Origin of the sequence: Novosphingobium album (ex Liu et al. 2023), from assembly GCF_029076845.1 — a bacterium.
Lineage (GTDB): Bacteria > Pseudomonadota > Alphaproteobacteria > Sphingomonadales > Sphingomonadaceae > Novosphingobium.
The window spans coordinates 21,929-40,814 of record NZ_JARESE010000083.1; the positions used below are offsets into that span (position 1 = coordinate 21,929).

The 18,886-nt window shown below is 63.8% G+C and carries 13 protein-coding genes; 6 read left to right on the forward strand and 7 right to left on the reverse strand.

Annotated elements, in window-relative coordinates:
* The first annotated feature begins 23 nt into the window (after nt 1–23).
* Both PYV00_RS22575 and PYV00_RS22580 read left to right on the forward strand, forming a co-directional pair.
* Nucleotides 24–1,445 carry a conjugal transfer protein TraH gene (locus PYV00_RS22575; protein ID WP_275230584.1) on the forward strand — a complete coding sequence of 474 codons (1,422 nt, stop codon included), beginning with the start codon at nt 24–26 and terminating at the stop codon, nt 1,443–1,445.
* A 17-nt stretch (nt 1,446–1,462) separates the two neighbouring features.
* A complete protein-coding gene (locus tag PYV00_RS22580; protein ID WP_275230598.1) occupies nt 1,463–5,227 on the forward strand; it encodes a conjugal transfer protein TraG N-terminal domain-containing protein in 3,765 nt (1,254 codons plus the stop codon).
* A gap of 2 nt (nt 5,228–5,229) precedes the next feature.
* Here PYV00_RS22580 and PYV00_RS22585 read toward each other — a convergent pair whose 3' ends face one another.
* From PYV00_RS22585 to PYV00_RS22600, 4 genes are all read right to left on the reverse strand, one after another.
* Nucleotides 5,230–5,655, reverse strand: coding sequence for a hypothetical protein (locus tag PYV00_RS22585; protein WP_275230585.1), 426 nt, complete (start codon nt 5,653–5,655; stop codon nt 5,230–5,232).
* A 670-nt stretch (nt 5,656–6,325) separates the two neighbouring features.
* Entirely contained in the window at nt 6,326–7,348 is a 1,023-nt protein-coding gene (phnE, locus tag PYV00_RS22590; RefSeq protein ID WP_275230586.1) for a phosphonate ABC transporter, permease protein PhnE, read from the reverse strand.
* A complete protein-coding gene (locus PYV00_RS22595; RefSeq protein WP_275230587.1) occupies nt 7,345–8,118 on the reverse strand; it encodes a phosphonate ABC transporter ATP-binding protein in 774 nt (257 codons plus the stop codon). The genes phnE and PYV00_RS22595 overlap by 4 nt, the downstream gene beginning before the upstream one ends.
* A complete protein-coding gene (locus PYV00_RS22600; protein WP_275230588.1) occupies nt 8,115–9,005 on the reverse strand; it encodes a phosphate/phosphite/phosphonate ABC transporter substrate-binding protein in 891 nt (296 codons plus the stop codon). Before PYV00_RS22600 ends, PYV00_RS22595 begins: the two co-directional genes overlap by 4 nt.
* 150 nt (nt 9,006–9,155) lie before the next feature.
* Between PYV00_RS22600 and PYV00_RS22605 the strand changes: the two genes are divergently transcribed.
* Nucleotides 9,156–9,995: an HAD-IIA family hydrolase gene (locus tag PYV00_RS22605; protein ID WP_275230589.1), complete on the forward strand. Its 840-nt coding sequence runs from the start codon at nt 9,156–9,158 to the stop codon at nt 9,993–9,995.
* Here PYV00_RS22605 and PYV00_RS22610 read toward each other — a convergent pair.
* Nucleotides 9,989–10,864, reverse strand: coding sequence for a MurR/RpiR family transcriptional regulator (locus tag PYV00_RS22610; RefSeq protein ID WP_275230590.1), 876 nt, complete (start codon nt 10,862–10,864; stop codon nt 9,989–9,991). The genes PYV00_RS22605 and PYV00_RS22610 overlap by 7 nt on opposite strands.
* 251 nt (nt 10,865–11,115) lie before the next feature.
* Between PYV00_RS22610 and PYV00_RS22615 the strand changes: the two genes are divergently transcribed.
* Nucleotides 11,116–13,974, forward strand: a complete 2,859-nt coding sequence (locus tag PYV00_RS22615) for a TonB-dependent receptor plug domain-containing protein (protein WP_275230591.1) — start codon at nt 11,116–11,118, stop codon at nt 13,972–13,974.
* Between the two features lie 182 nt (nt 13,975–14,156).
* Complete coding sequence (locus tag PYV00_RS22620; protein ID WP_275230592.1) at nt 14,157–16,250, forward strand: phosphocholine-specific phospholipase C; 2,094 nt, start codon at nt 14,157–14,159, stop codon at nt 16,248–16,250.
* Nucleotides 16,251–16,361: 111 nt separating this feature from the next.
* Here the strand turns inward: PYV00_RS22620 and PYV00_RS22625 are convergent, their stop codons facing one another.
* Nucleotides 16,362–16,547: a hypothetical protein gene (locus PYV00_RS22625; RefSeq protein WP_275230593.1), complete on the reverse strand. Its 186-nt coding sequence runs from the start codon at nt 16,545–16,547 to the stop codon at nt 16,362–16,364.
* A 70-nt stretch (nt 16,548–16,617) separates the two neighbouring features.
* Between PYV00_RS22625 and PYV00_RS22630 the strand changes: the two genes are divergently transcribed.
* Nucleotides 16,618–17,664, forward strand: a complete 1,047-nt coding sequence (locus PYV00_RS22630) for a phosphoesterase (protein WP_275230594.1) — start codon at nt 16,618–16,620, stop codon at nt 17,662–17,664.
* A gap of 117 nt (nt 17,665–17,781) precedes the next feature.
* Here the strand turns inward: PYV00_RS22630 and PYV00_RS22635 are convergent, their stop codons facing one another.
* A complete protein-coding gene (locus tag PYV00_RS22635) occupies nt 17,782–18,693 on the reverse strand; it encodes a fructose bisphosphate aldolase (RefSeq protein WP_275230595.1) in 912 nt (303 codons plus the stop codon).
* Nucleotides 18,694–18,886 lie beyond the last annotated feature (193 nt).

Below are 18,886 nucleotides of genomic sequence, written 5' to 3' on the forward strand. Positions count from 1 at the left end.
CTTGTCCCAAGAAGAGGCCTGCCATGCCCAAGCTCTCCCGTGCGCTGAACCTGCCCGCCATCGCCCTGATCGCCACCTGCGCGAGCACCGAGCCCGCCCATGCCCAGAGCTGGGCGGAAAGCTGGTTCGACAATGTCACCTATACCTCGCCCGGCAGCTTCTCCGATCAGACCCGCGGCTATGTGACCGCAGGGGGCATGTCGGGGCGCGTTGATGTCCACGACGACTATCTGATGTCGCTGTCACTGCCCAAGGTGAAGGCGGGCTGCGGCGGGATCGACATGTTCCTCGGCGGCATGTCGTTCCTCGATCCCGACTATCTCGTCCAGAAGCTCGAGAGCATCCTCCAGGCCGCGCCGGCAGTGGCCTTTCAATACCTGCTCGAAACGCTCGACGAGAAGATGGGCAACATCATCTCGAAGATGGAAGCGGCCACCAATTACCTGAACTCGATCCAGGTCAACGACTGCCGGCTCGCCAACCGCATGGTCCAGATCGCCAAGGGCGACGACAATATGTCGGGCGTCATCGAGGAGATGACCGGCTCCAAATCGGTGAAGGAAGGCTTCGCCAAGAGCTATCAGCAGAGCCGCGAGAAGATCCAGTCGAACAAGGGCAACCCGACCGAGGATCTCAAGGAGGCTCTGGAAAACTGCCCGTCGGAAGTGACCGACATCTTCCGCACCGGTTCGCTCCTCGCCCATGCCGCGAGCCGCGTCGGCGCGGGCGACTGGGCCGGTGTGATGCGCGCCCGTGTCGGCGACGTCTATATGCGCTGGGATTCCACCGACAAGGTGCCGATCTTCTCGGCGATCCCAGCCTGCCCGCATCAGGACACCGAGTCCTCCGACGATTTCCTGACCGGCCGGGTCCAGACCCGCGCGCTCAACGTACCGCCGACCGCAGCCGACTGCGCGAAGGATAATGGCAAGGGCGCGCTCGAACTGGCGCGCACGCGCATGCAGTCGATCACCACCAAGATCCGCACCCGCTCGGCGCTCTCGGCCGAAGAAAAGCAGTTCGTCGCCAATGTGCGGACCATGCCCGTCTATCGCCTGCTCGAATGGGGCGTGCGCCAGGGCGTGCCGGATTCGGTGATCGGCGATACCGACGAACTGGTGGCATTGAGCCTCGGCTATCAGATGCTGAACGACCTCACGCGCTCGATCGACTTCGCGGTGACCAATGCGGAGCGCGGAGCGACCGTCGCCGGCGCTGCCAGTGCCGACAGCTCCAATATCTGCCAGACCAGAATCCTCACCAAGGGCATCGAGCAGCTTCGCGATCTGCGCGAGGAAGTGCTGCGCCAGCGCGCGCAGATGCGCCAGTCCTATATGGCCGCGCTCACCCAGGCCAATCTCTCGGCAAACTATGCGGGGCTCTTGCGCCAGCGCGACCGCGATGCGCGCGATGCCGCCGGCGCCGCCGCTTACCGCAACCACTGATCATCGAGGCCACCACTATGCCTATCGCTGTCCCGCGCATTCTCCGTTCGTTCCTCGCCTTCCTCACTGCGGGTCCGCTCGCGCTCGGCGCCACCCCCGCGCTGGCGGTCGATACCAGCTATTATACCTATGACGGCTTCGCCGAGACGGTGGACGCCTTCCACCTCATCGCGCTGATCTTCGCCGACGCGCGCTACGAGACGCTGGTGGTGATCTGCGCGGTGGCGGGCATTGCATTGGGCGCGGTGCTCGCGAGCGTGCGCGGACAAGGAATGGGTCTGGTCGCCTTCGGCTTCCAGATGCTGATCGGCATCGGTCTCTTCGTCGGGCTGGTCTCCACCACGGGCACGGTCCATGTCTATGACAAGGTGCGCAACGCCTATCAGCCGGTCGGCGGCGTCCCCAATCTCATCGTCGTGGTGGCAGGCGCGACCAATCTCATGGAACGCGCGCTCGCCGAGGTGATCGACGACAACACCACCGACCCCAATGCTAAGCTGGAATTCGGTGCGGGGGGACATGCGTTCGACCTCTTCCTCAACGCCGTTAGCCCACGCGGCCCGATGACCGACACCTTCCTCGATGCGACGACCAAGGATTATGTCCGCCAGTGCTACCCAGTGGCGCGGACCTCGGCCGCCTACAATGTCGATGACGACCAACTCTTCCGCACCTCGACCGACCTGCCCGCGACATTCGCGGCGATGGCGGGGCCGGCAACCTATTCCACCGTCTATACCGCTGCCGACAAGGCCGGGACGACGATGACCTGTTCGGAAAGCTGGGACGCCATCCAGACACGGCTCTCCGATCCCACCCTGTTCGACGACTATGCCAAACAGGTCTGCCAGCGCACCGGCTATGACGTCGCCGATGCGAACCAGCTCTCGCGCTGCCGCAGCCGGCTTGGGGATATGGGCGACATGATGACCGGCGCGCCGCTGACGATGCAGGCTTTCCTCACCGACGTCATGCTCGGTAATGCCGTGGGGGACGTGCTGTTCGAGGACAGCCCAGCCACCGCCTCAAGGGTCATGGCGAATCGGGCGGTGATCTCAGGCGGGCTCGCCACGATGTCGGTCGCCAACGAATGGATGCCGACGATCCGCGCCACCGTCTTCGGTATCATGCTGTTCATGACGACGGTCGCGCTTCTGTTCATCCTGACACCGATCAACTTGCGTGTGGCAAGTTTCGCCTTCGGGCTCTTCGTCTTCGTCGCGCTCTGGGGGGTGATCGACGCCGGCATCTACCAGCTGACCCTCGGCCGGGCGATGGATGCCCTCGCCGAGATGCGATCCAACCATGTCGCCGCCAATGCCTGGATGCTCGCGTCTTCCTCGGCGATGAAGGCGCTCGCCATCTTCGGCTCGTTCCGCACCGCCGCCGCCGGGCTTGCCGGGGCGTTCGTGTTCACGGTGTTCCGCTTCTCGGGCAACGTCTTCACCGCTTTCACCGGCGAAGCCTTGCAGACGCAGGGCCTCGGCACGGCCGCCGCCGCTCCGCTGATGACGAAGGAAGGCTATGCCTCGGCATTGGAAGCCCAGGCTTCGGCGACCGGCACAATGGCGCGGGGCAGTGCATCCGCAAGCTTCGGAGACTTTGGCGAACGCAGCAATTTCGCGGCCAATCGCGGCTTCGGTATGGCGGGCAGCGTAATCGGTGAACATGGCGGCGGGCCTGCCGGGCAATCGGCCTTCGCGCTGGGCGGCATTGATGCCGCGCGCGAATTGGGAGGCCTCTCGGCGGCGCTCACCGGGCGCGATCTCAGCGATCCCGCGGTCGCGCAGGCGGTGCGGGCCAACGCCACGACCAGCGCGATCCACAACTTCGCCGAAAAGGACGCGCTCCGCACGCTCGGCACCAGCTATTTCGGACAGGGTCAGGCTGGCGAGCGCGCCTTTGCCGCCTTCAGCCAGAACATGGTGCAGTGGAAGGCCTTCGGCGACACCCGCGCCTACGACATGATGCTGTCGGGTGCGCAGCGGCACTTCGAGCGCAGCGGCTATGACGCCAAGGACGCGGCGCTCAAGGCCTCGACCGTCATCGCCCAGGCCGCGGTGGACCCGACCTTCGCCAAGCTGACGGCAAACGCCTTCGATCAGGAGCAGATGCTGCGAAACGACATCACCGGCGCCGAGGTACAGGTCGGCGCCATGGAGGGGCGCCGCGACTTTGCCGGAAACCACGTCGCCGCGACCGAACGCGGCAACGTTGCGACCGAACAGGCCTGGCGCACCGGCAGCAACGCCGGTCAGCGTCATGCCGCCGCCATGCTGGGGCTCTCGCTCGGCGAGACCAGCAAGCGCATCTCCTTCATCAATGGCCTCTCCGGCGAGGCGCGTTCTTCCGCGATCACGCAATTGTCCCGATCGACTGGGCGCAACGAAGCGCAGGTCATGCGCGCCCTCGAGACCTACAACGCTGCCAGCCAGGTCGGCACTGCCGATGGCGCAACTGCGGAAGCAGGCCGTGAGCACACCAGCGTCTATGGCCGCACGCGCGAGGCCGCCGGCTACGATTTTGCCGAAAGATCGGGCAAACTCGACGCTCAGCGCGAGGTCGGCACCGCTGGCACCCGTGCCTCCGCGCGCATCGGCGAGCAGCGGCGCCAGGCCGACAATGCCGGATTTGCCGAAGGTGCGGCGGCGGCCGGCGTCTCGGTGCGCGAGGCGGCGCAGCTCGACAGCTTCATGCAGGCCCTCACCCATACCGTCGGCAACCAGACAGACATGGCCGAAGGCGGCGCGGCCGGAGTTGCCGATCGTGCCCGCAACGAGCGGATCGGCCGGATCGTCGAGAACGAGCGGCTGACCCGCATGCAGGAGCTGCTCGCCGACCATGGCGTCAACCTGTCGAAGCGGCAGATCGCCATGGATCAGAATGGCGACCTCAATCTCAACCTGACGCCGGCGACCGCCGCGGCCTTGTGGAAAGGCGGGCTCATCAACGAAAGCCAGCTCGGCGCTGTCGCAAATGGTGGGCACGCACGGTTCTCGTTCGCCCACAACGACCTGCTCGTCTCGAGCAGCACCGGCTACAGCCAGTCGGCGCGCTCGGACACCAGCACGCGGTTCGAGGCGGGCAAGCAGGCCGGACCCGATACCGTCGAGCATTTCCTGGGCGGTGGTCAGCAGGGCCAGGCGATGATGGCGAACTGGCTCCGGGGCGGGTTCGAGATGGACCGCAAGGGACACTGGCGGCTGAAGCCACAGGTCGCCGATACGCTACAGCGCGATGTGCAGGCGATCATGACCCAGACTGGATGGACGCGAAACCTCTCGCGTTTGGCACAGGATCAGACGTCGATGGGCACCGACATCGATGCCGGAATTTCTGCATCCGCTAGCAGTCAGGGAAGCGGCAAGTCTAACAAGTCAGGTGGAAAGCCTTCGAGAAGTTCTGCCTCTGCGGGGATCAGCGGCGGCCTTGCCTTTCAAAGTTCAGATCGAGGGATGACCTCTGAAAATGCTGAGGCAAGCTTGGACATCGTAAACTACGACGTGCGCAATGCCATTGCCGCAGCCGAGCGCAAAGCTGCCCATTCCCACAACCCCGCCCAAACATTTACGCAGGAGCTGCATAACCAGATCCTCGGCCAAGATGGGTTGCGTAACCGCTACCTCGACCAGGCGGATTCAGGACGAGGAACGTTCGATATCACCGGCCCACTGACATCGATCGAGCAACACTCGGTTCTGAAGTCCGGCACATTCTCCACAGATCCCGATCATGGTTCAGGCGATGGGGACAGCAGCGTTAAAAATCGTAGCGACAAATAGCATCATTTGCGGTGACGGTGATGACGCAGCAATCGCCAATGGAGCACGCCAGAACGCGGATCCAGGGGGTCGGAGGCGGGATCGTGCATCCCGCCCACGGACCGGGGCGGAAACATCTGTTCATGTGTCGGCGCGGTCATCACCCAGTCGCTGCGATCCAGTTTGGCCCGGGCGAACGACACGCCGAGCACCGCGACGATGGTCATCGGGTAGAACAGGACGTTGAGGTAACCCGCGGTCGCCGTCTCGTAGAATTCGAGAAGCCAGCCGGTTTGCTGCGCAAGGGCGAAACCGGCCCACCAGACGAGCGATCCGGTCCACCAGATTTTGGCGATCCGGGGACGCCAGAGATAGTCGCGCAGGCGAACGCACGGCGCGGAAAAAGCAGCGTCGATCTGCGGGTCCTCTGGCTCATCGACCGCGCTCATTACCCTATCCTTTCTGGTTCTGATGTAGCCTTTTTCACAGCGTGCGGAAATGCAGTTCTGGCGAAGCAACGAAGAATTGCTCGGTCGATCGTCGCCCCCGCTTTCCTCCTGACCCTCTTCCCTCCCCCAACTTCAAAGGAGACATTTTCTGATCGCATCGGATAATTCCGACCATGGCTCGCGGCATTGAAAGAACGAACTGGGAAGCAAGCAGCGCCACAGGACCGATAGGATTCTGAACCTGCTTGGCCCATGCCACGAAACTTCGATACGCGCGTCGAACCGGAATTTTGTGACCGTGCACCAAGAGTGGTTGGTTGGACGAACCGGAATGCGTGCAGTGCTACATGCTCCGAGCGGGGTATTTGAACCTGCATGATGACGTGCCTACGTCTTCCGCCATCCTTGACGTTGGACGGGAAAACTCGACGGGCAGCTTCGAGCGACTCGAATCCGCCACGGAAATTTCCGCACCGCACCTTCACGCCGCGTCCCTGAACGCGGCGCGAAAACGCGCAATCAACTGCCGAGCTTCAAGCGTCGGGATTAGGAAGAAGTTCGAAATGTAGTCTATCTCGCCGACCATTTCTCGTTCAGGACAGGCCCGGTTCCGGCATCAAGCCGGGAAAAGCGGCGATCGCGTTCCGTCGCGGCGCGATGGGCCTGAGCTTCAGATCAAACGGCGGCGGAACCAGCTCGAAAGCTGGTCGAGCGCGAACACGAGGATGAAGATCGCGATCAGGATCGTGCCGACATGGGCATACTGATAGAGGTCATAGCGTCCCTTCAGTTCCAGCCCGATACCGCCGGCACCGACCAGGCCGATGACGGTCGCCATCCGCACGTTGCGGTCGAGAATGTAGAGGGTGTAGGCCACGTATTGCGGCAGCACTTGCGGCAGGATGGCATAGCGCAGCAGTTTCAGCCGATTGGCGCCAATCGCCCGCAGCGCTTCCTGCGGGCCGGGATCGGCATTCTCGATGTCCTCCGCATAGAACTTGCCGAGGAAGCCGGCGGCGTGGAGCGCCAGCGCCAGCACGCCCGCGGCGGGTCCGAAACCATAAGCGAGCACGAAGAAGAGCGCGCTGATCAGTTCGGGAATCGCGCGCAGCAGGCTGACCATGCCGCGGCTCAGCGCGACCAGCAGCGGATGAGGCGAGAGGTTGCGCGCGCCGAAAAAGGCCAGCGGCGCGCCGATCAGCACCGCGAGCAGCGTGCCCCAGAGCGCGATCTCGAGCGTCTCGACAAGCTTGGCCACAACCTGCCGCAGATAGCCGAACGGTTCGACCAGCACCTCGCGTTGCGTGGTGCTGGCGACCATGCGCATGGTTTCGGGGTCCAGCGACTGAACCGTTACCGTTTGCATCTCCACATGCGCGAACCAGGGCAGCCGGTCGCGGTCGAAGCCCGCGATTCGCCCGGTCTCGGTGACTTCGGCCAGTTGCGGCGGAAACATCCTGCCCAGTATCGCCCCGAAGCCGCGCGCCACTTGCGAATCCTCGGCAAGGCCGGCCCCGGCCGCGATGCCCTTCCCCGATTGCAGCAGGGCCCGGCCGATCTCGACATCGGCGCCCGTGCGAAACAGGATCAGGAACGCGACGATGGCGACAAGCACGCCGCGCCATCCGAACGCCGTGGGAAAGCGCCATTCGCCGGACGGGCCGCCGACGGTCCGGTTGGCAATGCCGCTCACGCGCCGACCGCCTCTGGCAGCGGACAGGGTTCGGGCCAGCTTGCGTCATAGATGCGGCCAAGCCGGCTCTGCGCGAGCGCATCCGGCGCGCCATCGAACACGATCCGCCCGTCCCTCAGCGCGAGCACGCGGTCCGCGAAGCGCATGGTCAGATCGATCTGGTGAAGGCTGCACAGCACGGCCGCGCCGCGTTCCTTCGCTTCGCGCCGGATCAGCGTGAGGATGTCCGCGCTCGTTTGCGGATCGAGGCTGGCGACGGGCTCGTCCGCCAGCACATAGGCGGGATCGAGCATGAAGGCGCGGGCAATGCCGACGCGCTGCTGCTGTCCGCCCGACAGGGCCGCGACCCGGCGCGGCAGATGTTCCTGGCCAAGGCCGACATCGGCGATGAGCGCGCACGCCTTGTCACGCAGTGCCCGGGGAAACAGGCCCAGCAACGCGCGGCCGGTCGAGACCGCCGGCAGCGCGCCGGCGATGACATTGGCCGCGACGCTGGCGCGCGGCACCAGATTGAAGGACTGGTGGATCATGCCGATGCGCGGACGCAGTTGCCGCAGCGTTGCCGGCGTCACTTCCACGCCGTCCACCACCACGCGCCCGCTGCTGGGGCTGGCAAGACCGTTCACGCAGCGCAAAAGCGTCGATTTGCCCGCTCCCGAGCGGCCGAGGATGACGCAGAACTGGCCGGGCGGCACTTCGAAGCTGACATCGCCCAGGGCGATCGTTCCGTCCGGGTAACGCTTGCCGACATGCTCGAACCGCAAGCTCACCGTTCCGACGCCTTCTTGAGAATGGCTTCCTTGAGGCCATCGTCGAGCTTTGCCATGACAGCGCCGGCCACGTTGAACTGTTCGGGCGCGAACGCGGTATCGTAGCGGTCAATCTTCTTGCCGCCGTAGCCGCGAATCATATCGGGAGTGACGCCCGGCGCCTTGTCCACCCGGGCGAAGGCATCGCGCAGCCGGGCCTTGAGGCCGGGGGCCAGCCGGGCGTTCATGATGAGCGGCGGATAGGGAATCGGCGGGCTCTTGGCGATGACGCGGATGGTCGCGGGATCGACCGCATGTTCGCCCACCGCCTTTTCGAAGCTGTCGAAGGACAAGGCGGCGGCATCGGCCTGACCGTGCACGAGCGCGGCCAGGCTGTCGGCATGGCTGCCGGTCATGCGGATCGCGCCCAGATCGCGCACCGGATCAAGGCCGGCATCGACGATCATCGCCATCGGATAGATGAAGGACGACGTCGAGTTGACATCGCCGAACGCCACCCGCTTGCCCTTGAGATCGGCGATGGTGCGGATCGGCGATCCCGCGCGGGTGAAGATGCCCGAATGATAGATCGACTGCTGCTTCTCGACGCCCACGGCGAGCAGATCGGCGCAGCCCCGGTCGCGTGCCTGGATATAAGTGACGGGTCCGACGAAAGCGATGTCGGCGCCGTTGCTGCACAGCGCCTCGACCACCGCCGCATAGGACTGGCCGACCTTGATGTCGAAATCGAGCCCGGTCATGCGCGAGACGGCCCCGAAAATCGGCTGGTAGTCAGCCTTGGTGCCATCCTCGGTCCCGCCATCGGCCGGAATCAGGATCACGCGCAGCGTCTCGCGCTTCGGCGCGGCGGCCGGCGAGCAGCCGGACAGCACGAACAGAAGTGCCAAAAACCCCCAAAGCGATCGCATGTTCGTCTCCTGTCGCCGCGACGGCTCGAATCCCGCCAGCCAAGCAACGCCATAGGGCAGTGATATGACATATCCGCGAATACATCTCAACTTGCAAAGGATTATTATTGAGATTATCGCATCACCTCCATGAGTATCGAACCGAGCAGCGCGCGTCGCGCCGTCCTTCTGAACGACCATCACGTCAAACCGTCGGCAACCCGCCGGCGCGCGGACGATGACGACGCGATCGCGGCGGGTGATCATTTCATCCTCGATCTCGACGGCACGCTGCTGCGCGGCGGCGCCGCCACCGAAGGCGCCAGGGATTTCCTGCGCGCGGTCGAGGGCCGGTTCGCGCTGGTATCGAACAATTCGCGCGAAACCGGCCGATCGCTCAGCTCCCGGCTGCGCCGCGTCGGGTTCGACATTCCGGCCGACCGCATCGTGCTCGCCGGCGAGGAAGCCGTGGGTTTCGTCGCCCGCGAATATCCCGGCGCGCGCTGCCTGGTCGCCACTTCGACGGTGCTGCGCCATTGCGCGCGCCGCCATGGCCTGGTGCCCGTGGCCGAGAAGGCCGATGTCGTGCTGCTGGGGCGCGACACGCGCTGGAGCTATGGCAAGCTCGCGCTGCTCGCCAACGAAGTGCGGCGCGGCGCGGTGCTGGTCGCCGCCAATCCCGACCTGACCCATCCGGGCAACGATGGCCTGATCGTGCCCGAGACGGGCTCGCTGCTCGCGGCGGTCGAGGCGGCGGCGGGCATCGCGGCGACGCATGTGATCGGCAAGCCGGCCGCGATGCTGTTCGTCGCCGCGCTCGAACGCCTGGGATCAAGCCGCGCCGGCACGATCGTGATCGGCGACAATCCGCTGACCGACCGCGCCGGTGCCAGCGCGCTGGGCCTGCGCTCGCTGATCGTCCACGCCGATCGGCAAGACGGCCATCCCAATCTGGCAGACCTGTGCGATCGGCTCGCGGACACTCAATAGCGCTTGAGCGACAATATCTCGAAAGAGCGCCGCAGCACCTCGCTGGACGCTTCATAATCCTCCAGCGCGAGGCAGGCGATCAGCGTATCCAGCACCGCGAGCTGGCCGATCCGGCTGGTCATCGCCTCGGTGCGGAAATTGGTCTCGCGCGCCACGGTGAACAGCACGATGTCGGCATAAGCCAGGATCGGCGACTTGCCGTAATTGGTGACGACGATCGTCCGGGCGCCCGCCTCGCGCGCAAGCCGCGTCGCCGTGAGCGTCTCCTGGCTCGCGCCCGAATGCGAGATGGTGAGCGTCGCCACGTCGGGCCCGGTGAGGCTGGCGCCGATCGCCTGGATGTGGCTGTCGACCAGCACCCTGGCCTCGATGCCGATTCGCATGAGCCGGTAGCCGGCATCCTCGGCCACCGACGCCGCCGAACCGATGCCGTAGACCTCCACGCGCCGCGCGGCCCGGATCGCTTCCACCGCCCGGTTGAGCGCATGGACATCGAGGCTGGCGCGCGTGTCCTGCAAGGCCTGGATATGGCTCGCGAAGACCTTGCGCACCACCGTGTCGGGATGATCGCCGGGCTCCAGATCCTCATGGATGAACTGGACCGGCGTGACCAGATCCTGGGCCAGCGCGATCTTGAGCTGCTGGAAGCCGGTATAGCCAAGCGTCTTGGCGAGGCCGACGACGCTGCCTTCCGACGACTCGGTCTTCTCCGCCAGCTCCGTCACCGACATGTGGACGACCTCGCCGACATTATCGAGCACGAACTGGGCGATACGCCGGCTGGTCGCCGGCAAGCTCGCCGCCATGCTCTGGAGCCGGGCGGCGGCGGGCTGGAAATCCTGTCCGTTGCTTTTTGTCTGTCGCGTCATGCCGGCAGGCATATCCCGCCAAGTGGCTGGCGGAAAGCGCATGTGTGGGCATGGATTGAGAAAGTCGCCGGACAGTGCTGGCGACATGCCGGGCCCGACGCAGGCTGGAATATCCATATCTCATGATTTCTAACCACTGAATTGAGATTAGTTCATTTCCCTGTAACAATCCCTCCCTATCGCCCGGCCATCGGATCATCCGGACGCGCTGCGCTTTGGGCCAGGCGTCCATTCACAGAGGGGCAAAGGGAATGACCACCTTCAAAACACTGCTGCTTGCCGGGCTGGCCAGTTCGGCGCTGGCTATCTCGACCGCCAGTGCGCAGGATATCCCACCGCCGGACGCCGCAAGCCCGAAGGATGAACCGCAAGATGCCGACGGGATCGTCGTCACCGGCTCGCGCATCGCGCGGCCCGAGCTGGAATCGCCGATGCCGGTCAGCGTCACGAAGATGGAGGATTCCTTCAACCTGGGCATCATCAATGCCTATGATGCCTTGCGCCGCGATCCGGCGCTGGGCAACGGGCTGGATTCCTCGGTAGGCTGCGTTGACTGCAACACCGGCACCGATACCGGGCTGGGCGCGCTCAACCTGCGCAACCTGGGCGTCAACCGCACGCTGACGCTGGTCGACGGCCAGCGCCGGGTGTCGGTGCTGGCGGGGGCCTCCGCGGTCGATCCCAACATGATCCCGGTCGGCATGATCGACCGCTTCGAAGTGGTGACGGGCGGCGCGGCCGCGGTCTATGGCGCCGACGCGGTGACAGGCGCGGTGAACATCATCACCAAGAAGAGCATCGAGGGCCTCAATCTGCGCGTCACGGGCGGCATTGCCGAGAAAGGCGATGCCACGCGGTTCATGGCCTCGCTTGCGACTGGCGGCAAGTTCGCCGACGATCGCGGTTCGTTCGCCATCGGCGGCACCTATTCCGGCACCAATCCCTTTTTCTTCAAGGATCGCATCGGCATCGGCAACCAGCTGGCCTATGTGGCGAACCCCAAGAACACCGGCCCCAACGACGGCATTCCCGACAACATCGTTTCACACAACTTCCGGTATATCTATCTCGACTGGAAGCCGAGCATCTGGATCAACAACGCCAACTACAACAACGCTGAATTCTATATCGAAAATGGCGGCCTGCGCCGGGCGCAGTACGATACACAGTGGGTCTACGCGCAGACCTCGAATGGCGATGGCGGCGATGGCCGCTCCCTGATCGACGTCGGCCAGTTCCAGGCCCGCACCCGCACCGCATCGCTGATGGGCCGCCTCAACTACAAGTTGACCGATACCATCGAATATGGCGCCAACTTCTCCTACGCCCACGTCGATTGGCAATCGGATTCGCTCTACTTCCGGGTCGATAACCGCAGCGCCAATTATCCCAAGGCCAATTTCGAGAACCCCTACACGCCGCAGGCGGTCAGGGATTTCATGACCGAGAACGGCCTGACCGAGATCGGCGTGCGCCGCGCCTATGACAACTTTCCGGTCAAGGTGCTCAATCGCGAGCAGGAAGACGTCACGATCGCCCAGAACATCAGCGGCAAGCTGGGCAGCAAGCTGAACTGGCAGGCGTTCTGGCAATACGGCAGGGCGCGCCTGGATGCCATCAGCCGCAACAACGTGGCCTATTCCCTGTGGATCAACGCGATCGATGTCGTTGCCGACGCCAATGGCAATCCGATGTGCCGCAGCGCCGCGGCCCGAGCCGATGGCTGCCTTCCGATCAACGTCTTCAGCACCGATGCGGTCGATCCGGCAGTCTACAAGTATTTCCAGCGGGATCGGCATGAGATCAAGATCAACACGCAGGAGATCTATGGCGGCAACATCAATGGCCAGATCTTCTCCCTGCCTTATGGTGATGTCTCCATCGCGGCCGGTATCGAGCACCGCAAGGATGCGATCGACACCAAGGATGATCCCGCCGCCTATCTGATCACCAGCGGTTCGGAACCGCCGCACCCGAACGTCAAGGCTTCGATGAACGTGACCGAGTTCTACGGCGAAGTCGTGGTGCCCGTCCTCAAGGACATACCCTTTATCAAGAGCCTGGAAGTGGAAGGCGCCTATCGCTATTCCGACTATTCCACCTTTGGCGGGACCGAGGCGTGGAAAGGCGGCGTGACCTGGTCGCCGGTCGACTGGCTGACCTTCCGCGGGGTGCGGTCGCGCAGCGTGCGCGCGCCCAACTTCTCGGAACTCTATACGCCGCAGTCCCAGGCCGGCGCGGGCACCACGCCCGATGCCTGCGACGTCCAGCGCTACAACCTCACCCCGACACGCGCGGCGAACTGCAAGGCGCTGGGGATCAACACGCCGCTTCCGCTCAACTTCGACACCTATATCGTCAGCGGCGGCAACCCCGATCTCCAGCCGGAAGTGTCGAACAGCCTGACGCTGGGCGCGATTTTCCAGCCCCGCTTCATTCCGGGCCTGGACGTGACGGCCGACTATTGGGACATCGACATCAAGAACGTGATCGCGTCCTTCTCCAACACCAAGACCATCGAGCTATGCGTCGATTTGCCGACCATCGACAATGCGTTCTGCGACGCGGTCGTGCGCCGGCCGACCGACCATTCGGTCGATTACGTGAAATCGGTCCTGATCAATGCTTCGCGCCAGCGGGCACGCGGCATCGACTTCGGCCTCGATTATCACCGTCCGCTGGGCGCCGGGACGCTGAGCCTGGCCTTCAAGGGCACCTATCTGATCTCGAACCTGCTGGAATCGACGCCGGGTATCGTCGCGGGCAATGTCCGCTACGATGGCGACAGCGGCAATCCGCGCTTCCGGGCCACTCTCCTGACCGCTTACCACATCGGCAAGTTCGGCGTTTCGTTCGACACGCAGTTCAGAAGCGCGACCAACGTCAACGTGAATTCCACTTCCGACGAACAATACGATGACTACAGCATCCCCGCCTATGTCCTGAACAACCTGGCGCTTCAGTTCGATATCACCGACGAGTACCAGATCGGCTTCGGGGTGAACAATATCTTCGGCGTCAAGGCGCCCAATTACCCCGGCACTTATGCCAGCACCATTTTCGATCAGGTCGGCCGGTATTTCTATGGATCGATCAGCCTGAAGCTTTGACGCGGCTGGATGCGGCGGCGGAGAACTGCCAGGCTTCGGTTTGCGGCTGATGGCCTGGCCTCACAGACGAAGCCCCATCGCATTTGCGAGGGGCCAGGCAATTTCGGAGAGCCGACGGCGTCGGCTCTCCGCTCCGCGGTTCCTCAACGACCGATATTTGCAAGCATATGGAGCAAAGGACGATGACAGACCGCAGGAGTGTTCTTACCCTCGGCGCCGGCCTGGCGGCTGCGGTGGCTTTGCCCGGCAGCATCCGAAGAGCCTTGGCGATTCCGGCGGACAGCCGCACCGGCACCATCCGGGATGTGCAGCATGTCGTCATCCTGATGCAGGAAAACCGCAGTTTCGATCACTATTTCGGAACGATGCGCGGGGTTCGCGGATTTGGCGATCGCCATCTGGTGCCGCTGGCAAGCGGCAAGCCCACCTGGTTCCAGTCCGACGGCAAGCGGGAAATCCCCCCGTATCACCTGAACACGGCCACCACGAGCGCGCTGCGCGTGCCCGATACCCCGCACAGCTACAACGACACGCAAGCGCCGTGGAACCAGGGCAAATTCGGCTTCTGGCCGAAATACAAGACCGAGTTCTCCATGGGCCATTATCAGCGGGCAGACATTCCGTTCCAGTTCGCGCTCGCCGAGGCTTTCACCATTTGCGACGGATATCATTGTTCCGTCACCGCCGGCACCGATCCCAACCGCATCGTGTTCTGGTCGGGCTCGAGCGCCAATCCGCGCCTCAGGGCGCAAGGCATCAATTGCACCGACGCGGACTCCGAGCCGGACAATCTGCGTTGCTGGGTCAAGGGAACGATGCCCGACCCCGGCTATACCTATAACGGTACGGCGCTGACCTGGCCGACCATCCCGGATGTCCTGGAAGCGGCCGGGATAAGCTGGCGCATCTATCAGGACCCCAATGACAATTTCACCGGGGCCATGCACGGCTGCCTGGCCTTTGACAGCTTCCGCACGGCCAAGCCGGGCTCGCCCATCTATGAAAAGGGTATGCGGCACTGGTCGCTGGAAGACCTGGCCGAGGATGCCCGCAAGGGCACCTTGCCCCAGGTATCCTGGGTGCTGCCGCCCGACAGGTGGTCCGAACATCCCGGTCCGTCCAGCCCCGCCCAGGGCGCGGAGTTCACCGCGCAGATTCTCGATGCCCTGACGGCGAATCCGGAAACCTGGAGCCGGACGGTCTTCTTCCTGACATTCGATGAGAATGACGGCTTCTTCGACCACGTGCCCGCGCCGGCACCCCCTTCCTTCAATATCGACGGCTCGGTGGCCGGTGGGGCGACGTTCAATCTTGATGGGGAATATTTCTCCGATCCGGAGCGCAAGCATCTCTACCCGGAAGACATTATCACCGGCACGGTACGCCCCTTCGGCCTGGGGCCGCGCGTGCCGATGTATGTCGTCTCCCCCTGGAGCAAGGGTGGCTGGGTCTCCAGCCAGGTGTTCGATCACACTTCGGTGGGGCAGTTCCTGGAGAAGCGCTTCGGCGTCACCATTCCCGGCATCAGCCGCTGGCACCGCGCGATGTGCGGCGACATGCTGTCGGCTTTCGATTTCGCGTCGCCGAACGATCCGGCCGTGCCGCCCCTGCCGGATACGCGCGGTTCCGTTGCGCTGGTCAAGCAGGCCATGACCCGCCCCCGTCCGGTATCGCCGAACGAGCCGGAGAAGCTGTTCCAGGAAGCCGGCACTCGCCTGTCGCGCGCGCTGCCTTACGTGCTCCATGTCGATGCCCGGACGCAAGCTGGCGTGGCGACGCTGCACTTCGTGAATGAAGGCACTGTCGGCGTGACTTTCCACGTCTATGACAAGCACCACCTCGATCGCATCCCGCGCCGTTATGCCGTGGAAGCCGGCAAGAGCCTGGATGACCATTGGACCATCGACCGCGAGCGCGGCCTCGACCTCGTGGTGCTCGGCCCCAACGGCTTCATGCGATCCTTGACCGCCGATGCCGGCGTGCCGCTGCCCACGCTCATCGCCCGCTACGACGCCCCGCGGAAAGTCATCGAGCTTGCGCTGGAAAACCACACCGATGCGCCGGTCCATCTTGCCCTTGGCAAAGATGCCTATGGCCTGAATGCGACACGGCGGGTTCCCGTCATTCCGGGCGGCAGCGCCAAGGCGCGCTGGCTGACCGCGAAAAGTCATGGCTGGTATGATTTCACGGTGGAGACTGACGGGCTGGCCATGGGTTTCGCCGGCCGGCTGGAAGACGGCAAGCCCACCTTGAGCGATCCGCTGATGCACACCTGAACGGCGGATCGGTTCGGACCAAGCCATATCTTCGGCGTCAGCCCTCCTGATTTTCCCGAATTCTTTGCCGAAATATTTCGATCATGGTGAGGCGGTATTTCTATCTCCGCATCAAGCCGAAGCTGTGAAGCAGATATTTTTCTTAATATTGCGCAAATCCTTCCAAATCTCCACCGAAAGGAAATATTGGATCATGAACAAAGCTTGCACCATAGCTTTGGCGGTAAAGAGCAGCCTGATCGCCTTGCTGATGGCCACGGCTCCGGCATCGGCTGAAACATTCACCGTTGCGGTCATTCCCGACCCGCAAGGCTACAACAACGTTCTTTCCCCGCAGCCCAGTTCTTCGGATGTCTTTGTCCAGCAGATGCAATATGTGGTGGACCAGCGCGAGAAAAAGAACATCGTCTTCACCGCCTTCGTCGGCGACATCGTCGAGCATGGCGACGGCGTCTTCTATGCCAAGGATGGCGCCAGGACGGTCGGCTCCATTCTGGTCAACCCGTCGCAGACGTCGGGAGACTATCGCCTGCTCGACACGCGAGCGGAATGGGATAGCGCCAATCGCGCCATCTCCATCCTCAGCCGCTCTTCCATCCCCTTCGGCATGTCGCCCGGCAACCACGATTACGATGACGGCTATTGGACCTATACGGACGCCGGGTGGACCCAGCAGGGGACGACCATTCCCAGCGCCACGCCCCGCGATCACGTTTCCGGGCGGGTGTGGGATCTCTATTTCGGCCCGCAGTCACGCCATTTCGTGCACAAGCCCTGGTATGGCGGCTCGTTCAACCAGGGGCTGAACAGCTACCAGTTCTTCACCGGCGGCGGGAAGCGCTTCCTGCACTTCGCCTTCGAGATGCAGCCGTCGCAGGCGGTGCTGAACTGGGCGCAGGGCGTGATCGACGCCAATCCGGGCCTGCCGGTCATCCTCAGCACCCATGACTGGCTGAACCCCCGCTACAAGGACAAGAAGCGGTCCGATGATTACGATGTCTATTTTCACGACAGCGCCCATTTGACGCCCGACCAGATCTGGGACCGCTTCGTCCGCAAGAATCCGGCGATCTTCCTGGTCCTGTGCGGTCATTTGTGGACCGAACCCAGGAACGGTGTCTCGCAGGGCGAGGATATCCGCATCGACAAGAACGATGCGGGCTATCCGGTCTATCAGGTGCTCCAGGACTATCAGGCCAACTCGGTCGGCCCCGATGGCAAGGCCGGTTCGGTCCCCGGAGGCGCCGGCTGGCTGCGGTTCATCGCGTTCGATACCGAAAAGCGCAAGATGCATTTCTACACTTATTCCACGCTGATCGGCCGCTATGCGGGCCGGGATGGCTACCTGCCCTTCGGCATCCCCGCCGAGTATTCGGATTTCGAGCTCGATTTCCCGCCACAGTTGCTGAAATGAAGCAACCGGGGGGGGCGGACACTGACGAAGTGTCCGCCCCCCGGCTCTCATCGCGACCGGAAAGAAAAAGGGCGGCGCCCGCAGGCACCGCCCTCTTCCCATTCCGGGCCTGTCCGCTCAGGCAGCGGCGGCGGATTCGGCCTTCTGGGTCGAGCCCTTGTAGATTTCGTCGATCGCTTCGCCCAGCGAGGCGTCGAATTCCGCATCGCTCATCTGCGCGCGCAAGTCGTTGAGCAGCGCGCGGCTGAAGCTGGCGATGATGCCCCGGTTCTTCGCCAGTTCGACGCAGGCCTCGGGGCGCGCATAGCCGCCCGAAAGCGCGACGACGCGCAGCACCTTGGGATGATCGACCAGCGGATCGAACGTGCCCGGCACCACCGGCAGCGAGAGCTTGAGCATCACCTGCTTGCCATCGTCCAACGCATCGAGGTTCTTGAGGATCTCGGCCAGCAGGATCGTGTCGCAAGCGGCGCGGGTCTCGCTCTTGATGTTCACTTCAGGCTCGATGATCGGCATCATGCCATGGGCGAGAACCTGCGCGCCGATCTCGAACTGCTGCTTGACGACGGCGGCGATGCCGGCCTCGTTCGCCGAGTTGATCACCGAGCGTTCCTTGGTGCCGAACACGCCGAGCGCGTGCGAACGCTCCAGCAGCGCGTCGAGATCGGGCATCGGCTTCATCAGCTGGACGCCGTTCGCCTCGTCCTCAAGCCCCTTGTCGATCTTGATGAACGGCACGATGCCCTTGGCGATCAGCGCCTGCGGCGTGGGCACGCCTTCCACCTGGCCATCCATGGTCCGTTCGAACAGGATCGCGCCGATCACCTTGTCGCCCGTGAAGGCGGGCGAGGAGATGATCCGGCTGCGCATGTCGTGGATCAGGCCGAACATTTCCTCTTCGGTGCTCCAGGCGCTTTCATCGATGCCGTAGCCCTTGAGCGCCTTGGGCGTTGAGCCGCCGCTCTGATCGAGCGCGGCGATGAAGCCGTTGCCCTGGGCCATCTTGGCGGTCATTTCCGGGATCTGCATGGCACTTCCTCTGCTTGCTGAAGGGGAGATCACGAGGTCGCTTATCGTCATGCCCCTGATCCCGCAATGCGGTAGATCAAGATCGGCGGCGATGCGACATGGCTGGAAGTTGGTTTGGTGATGCGCGGTAGCACTACTTTGGCAGAAGTGCGTTGGAATGTCTGGCGAGGGTGCATCTACAGTGAGGGCAATG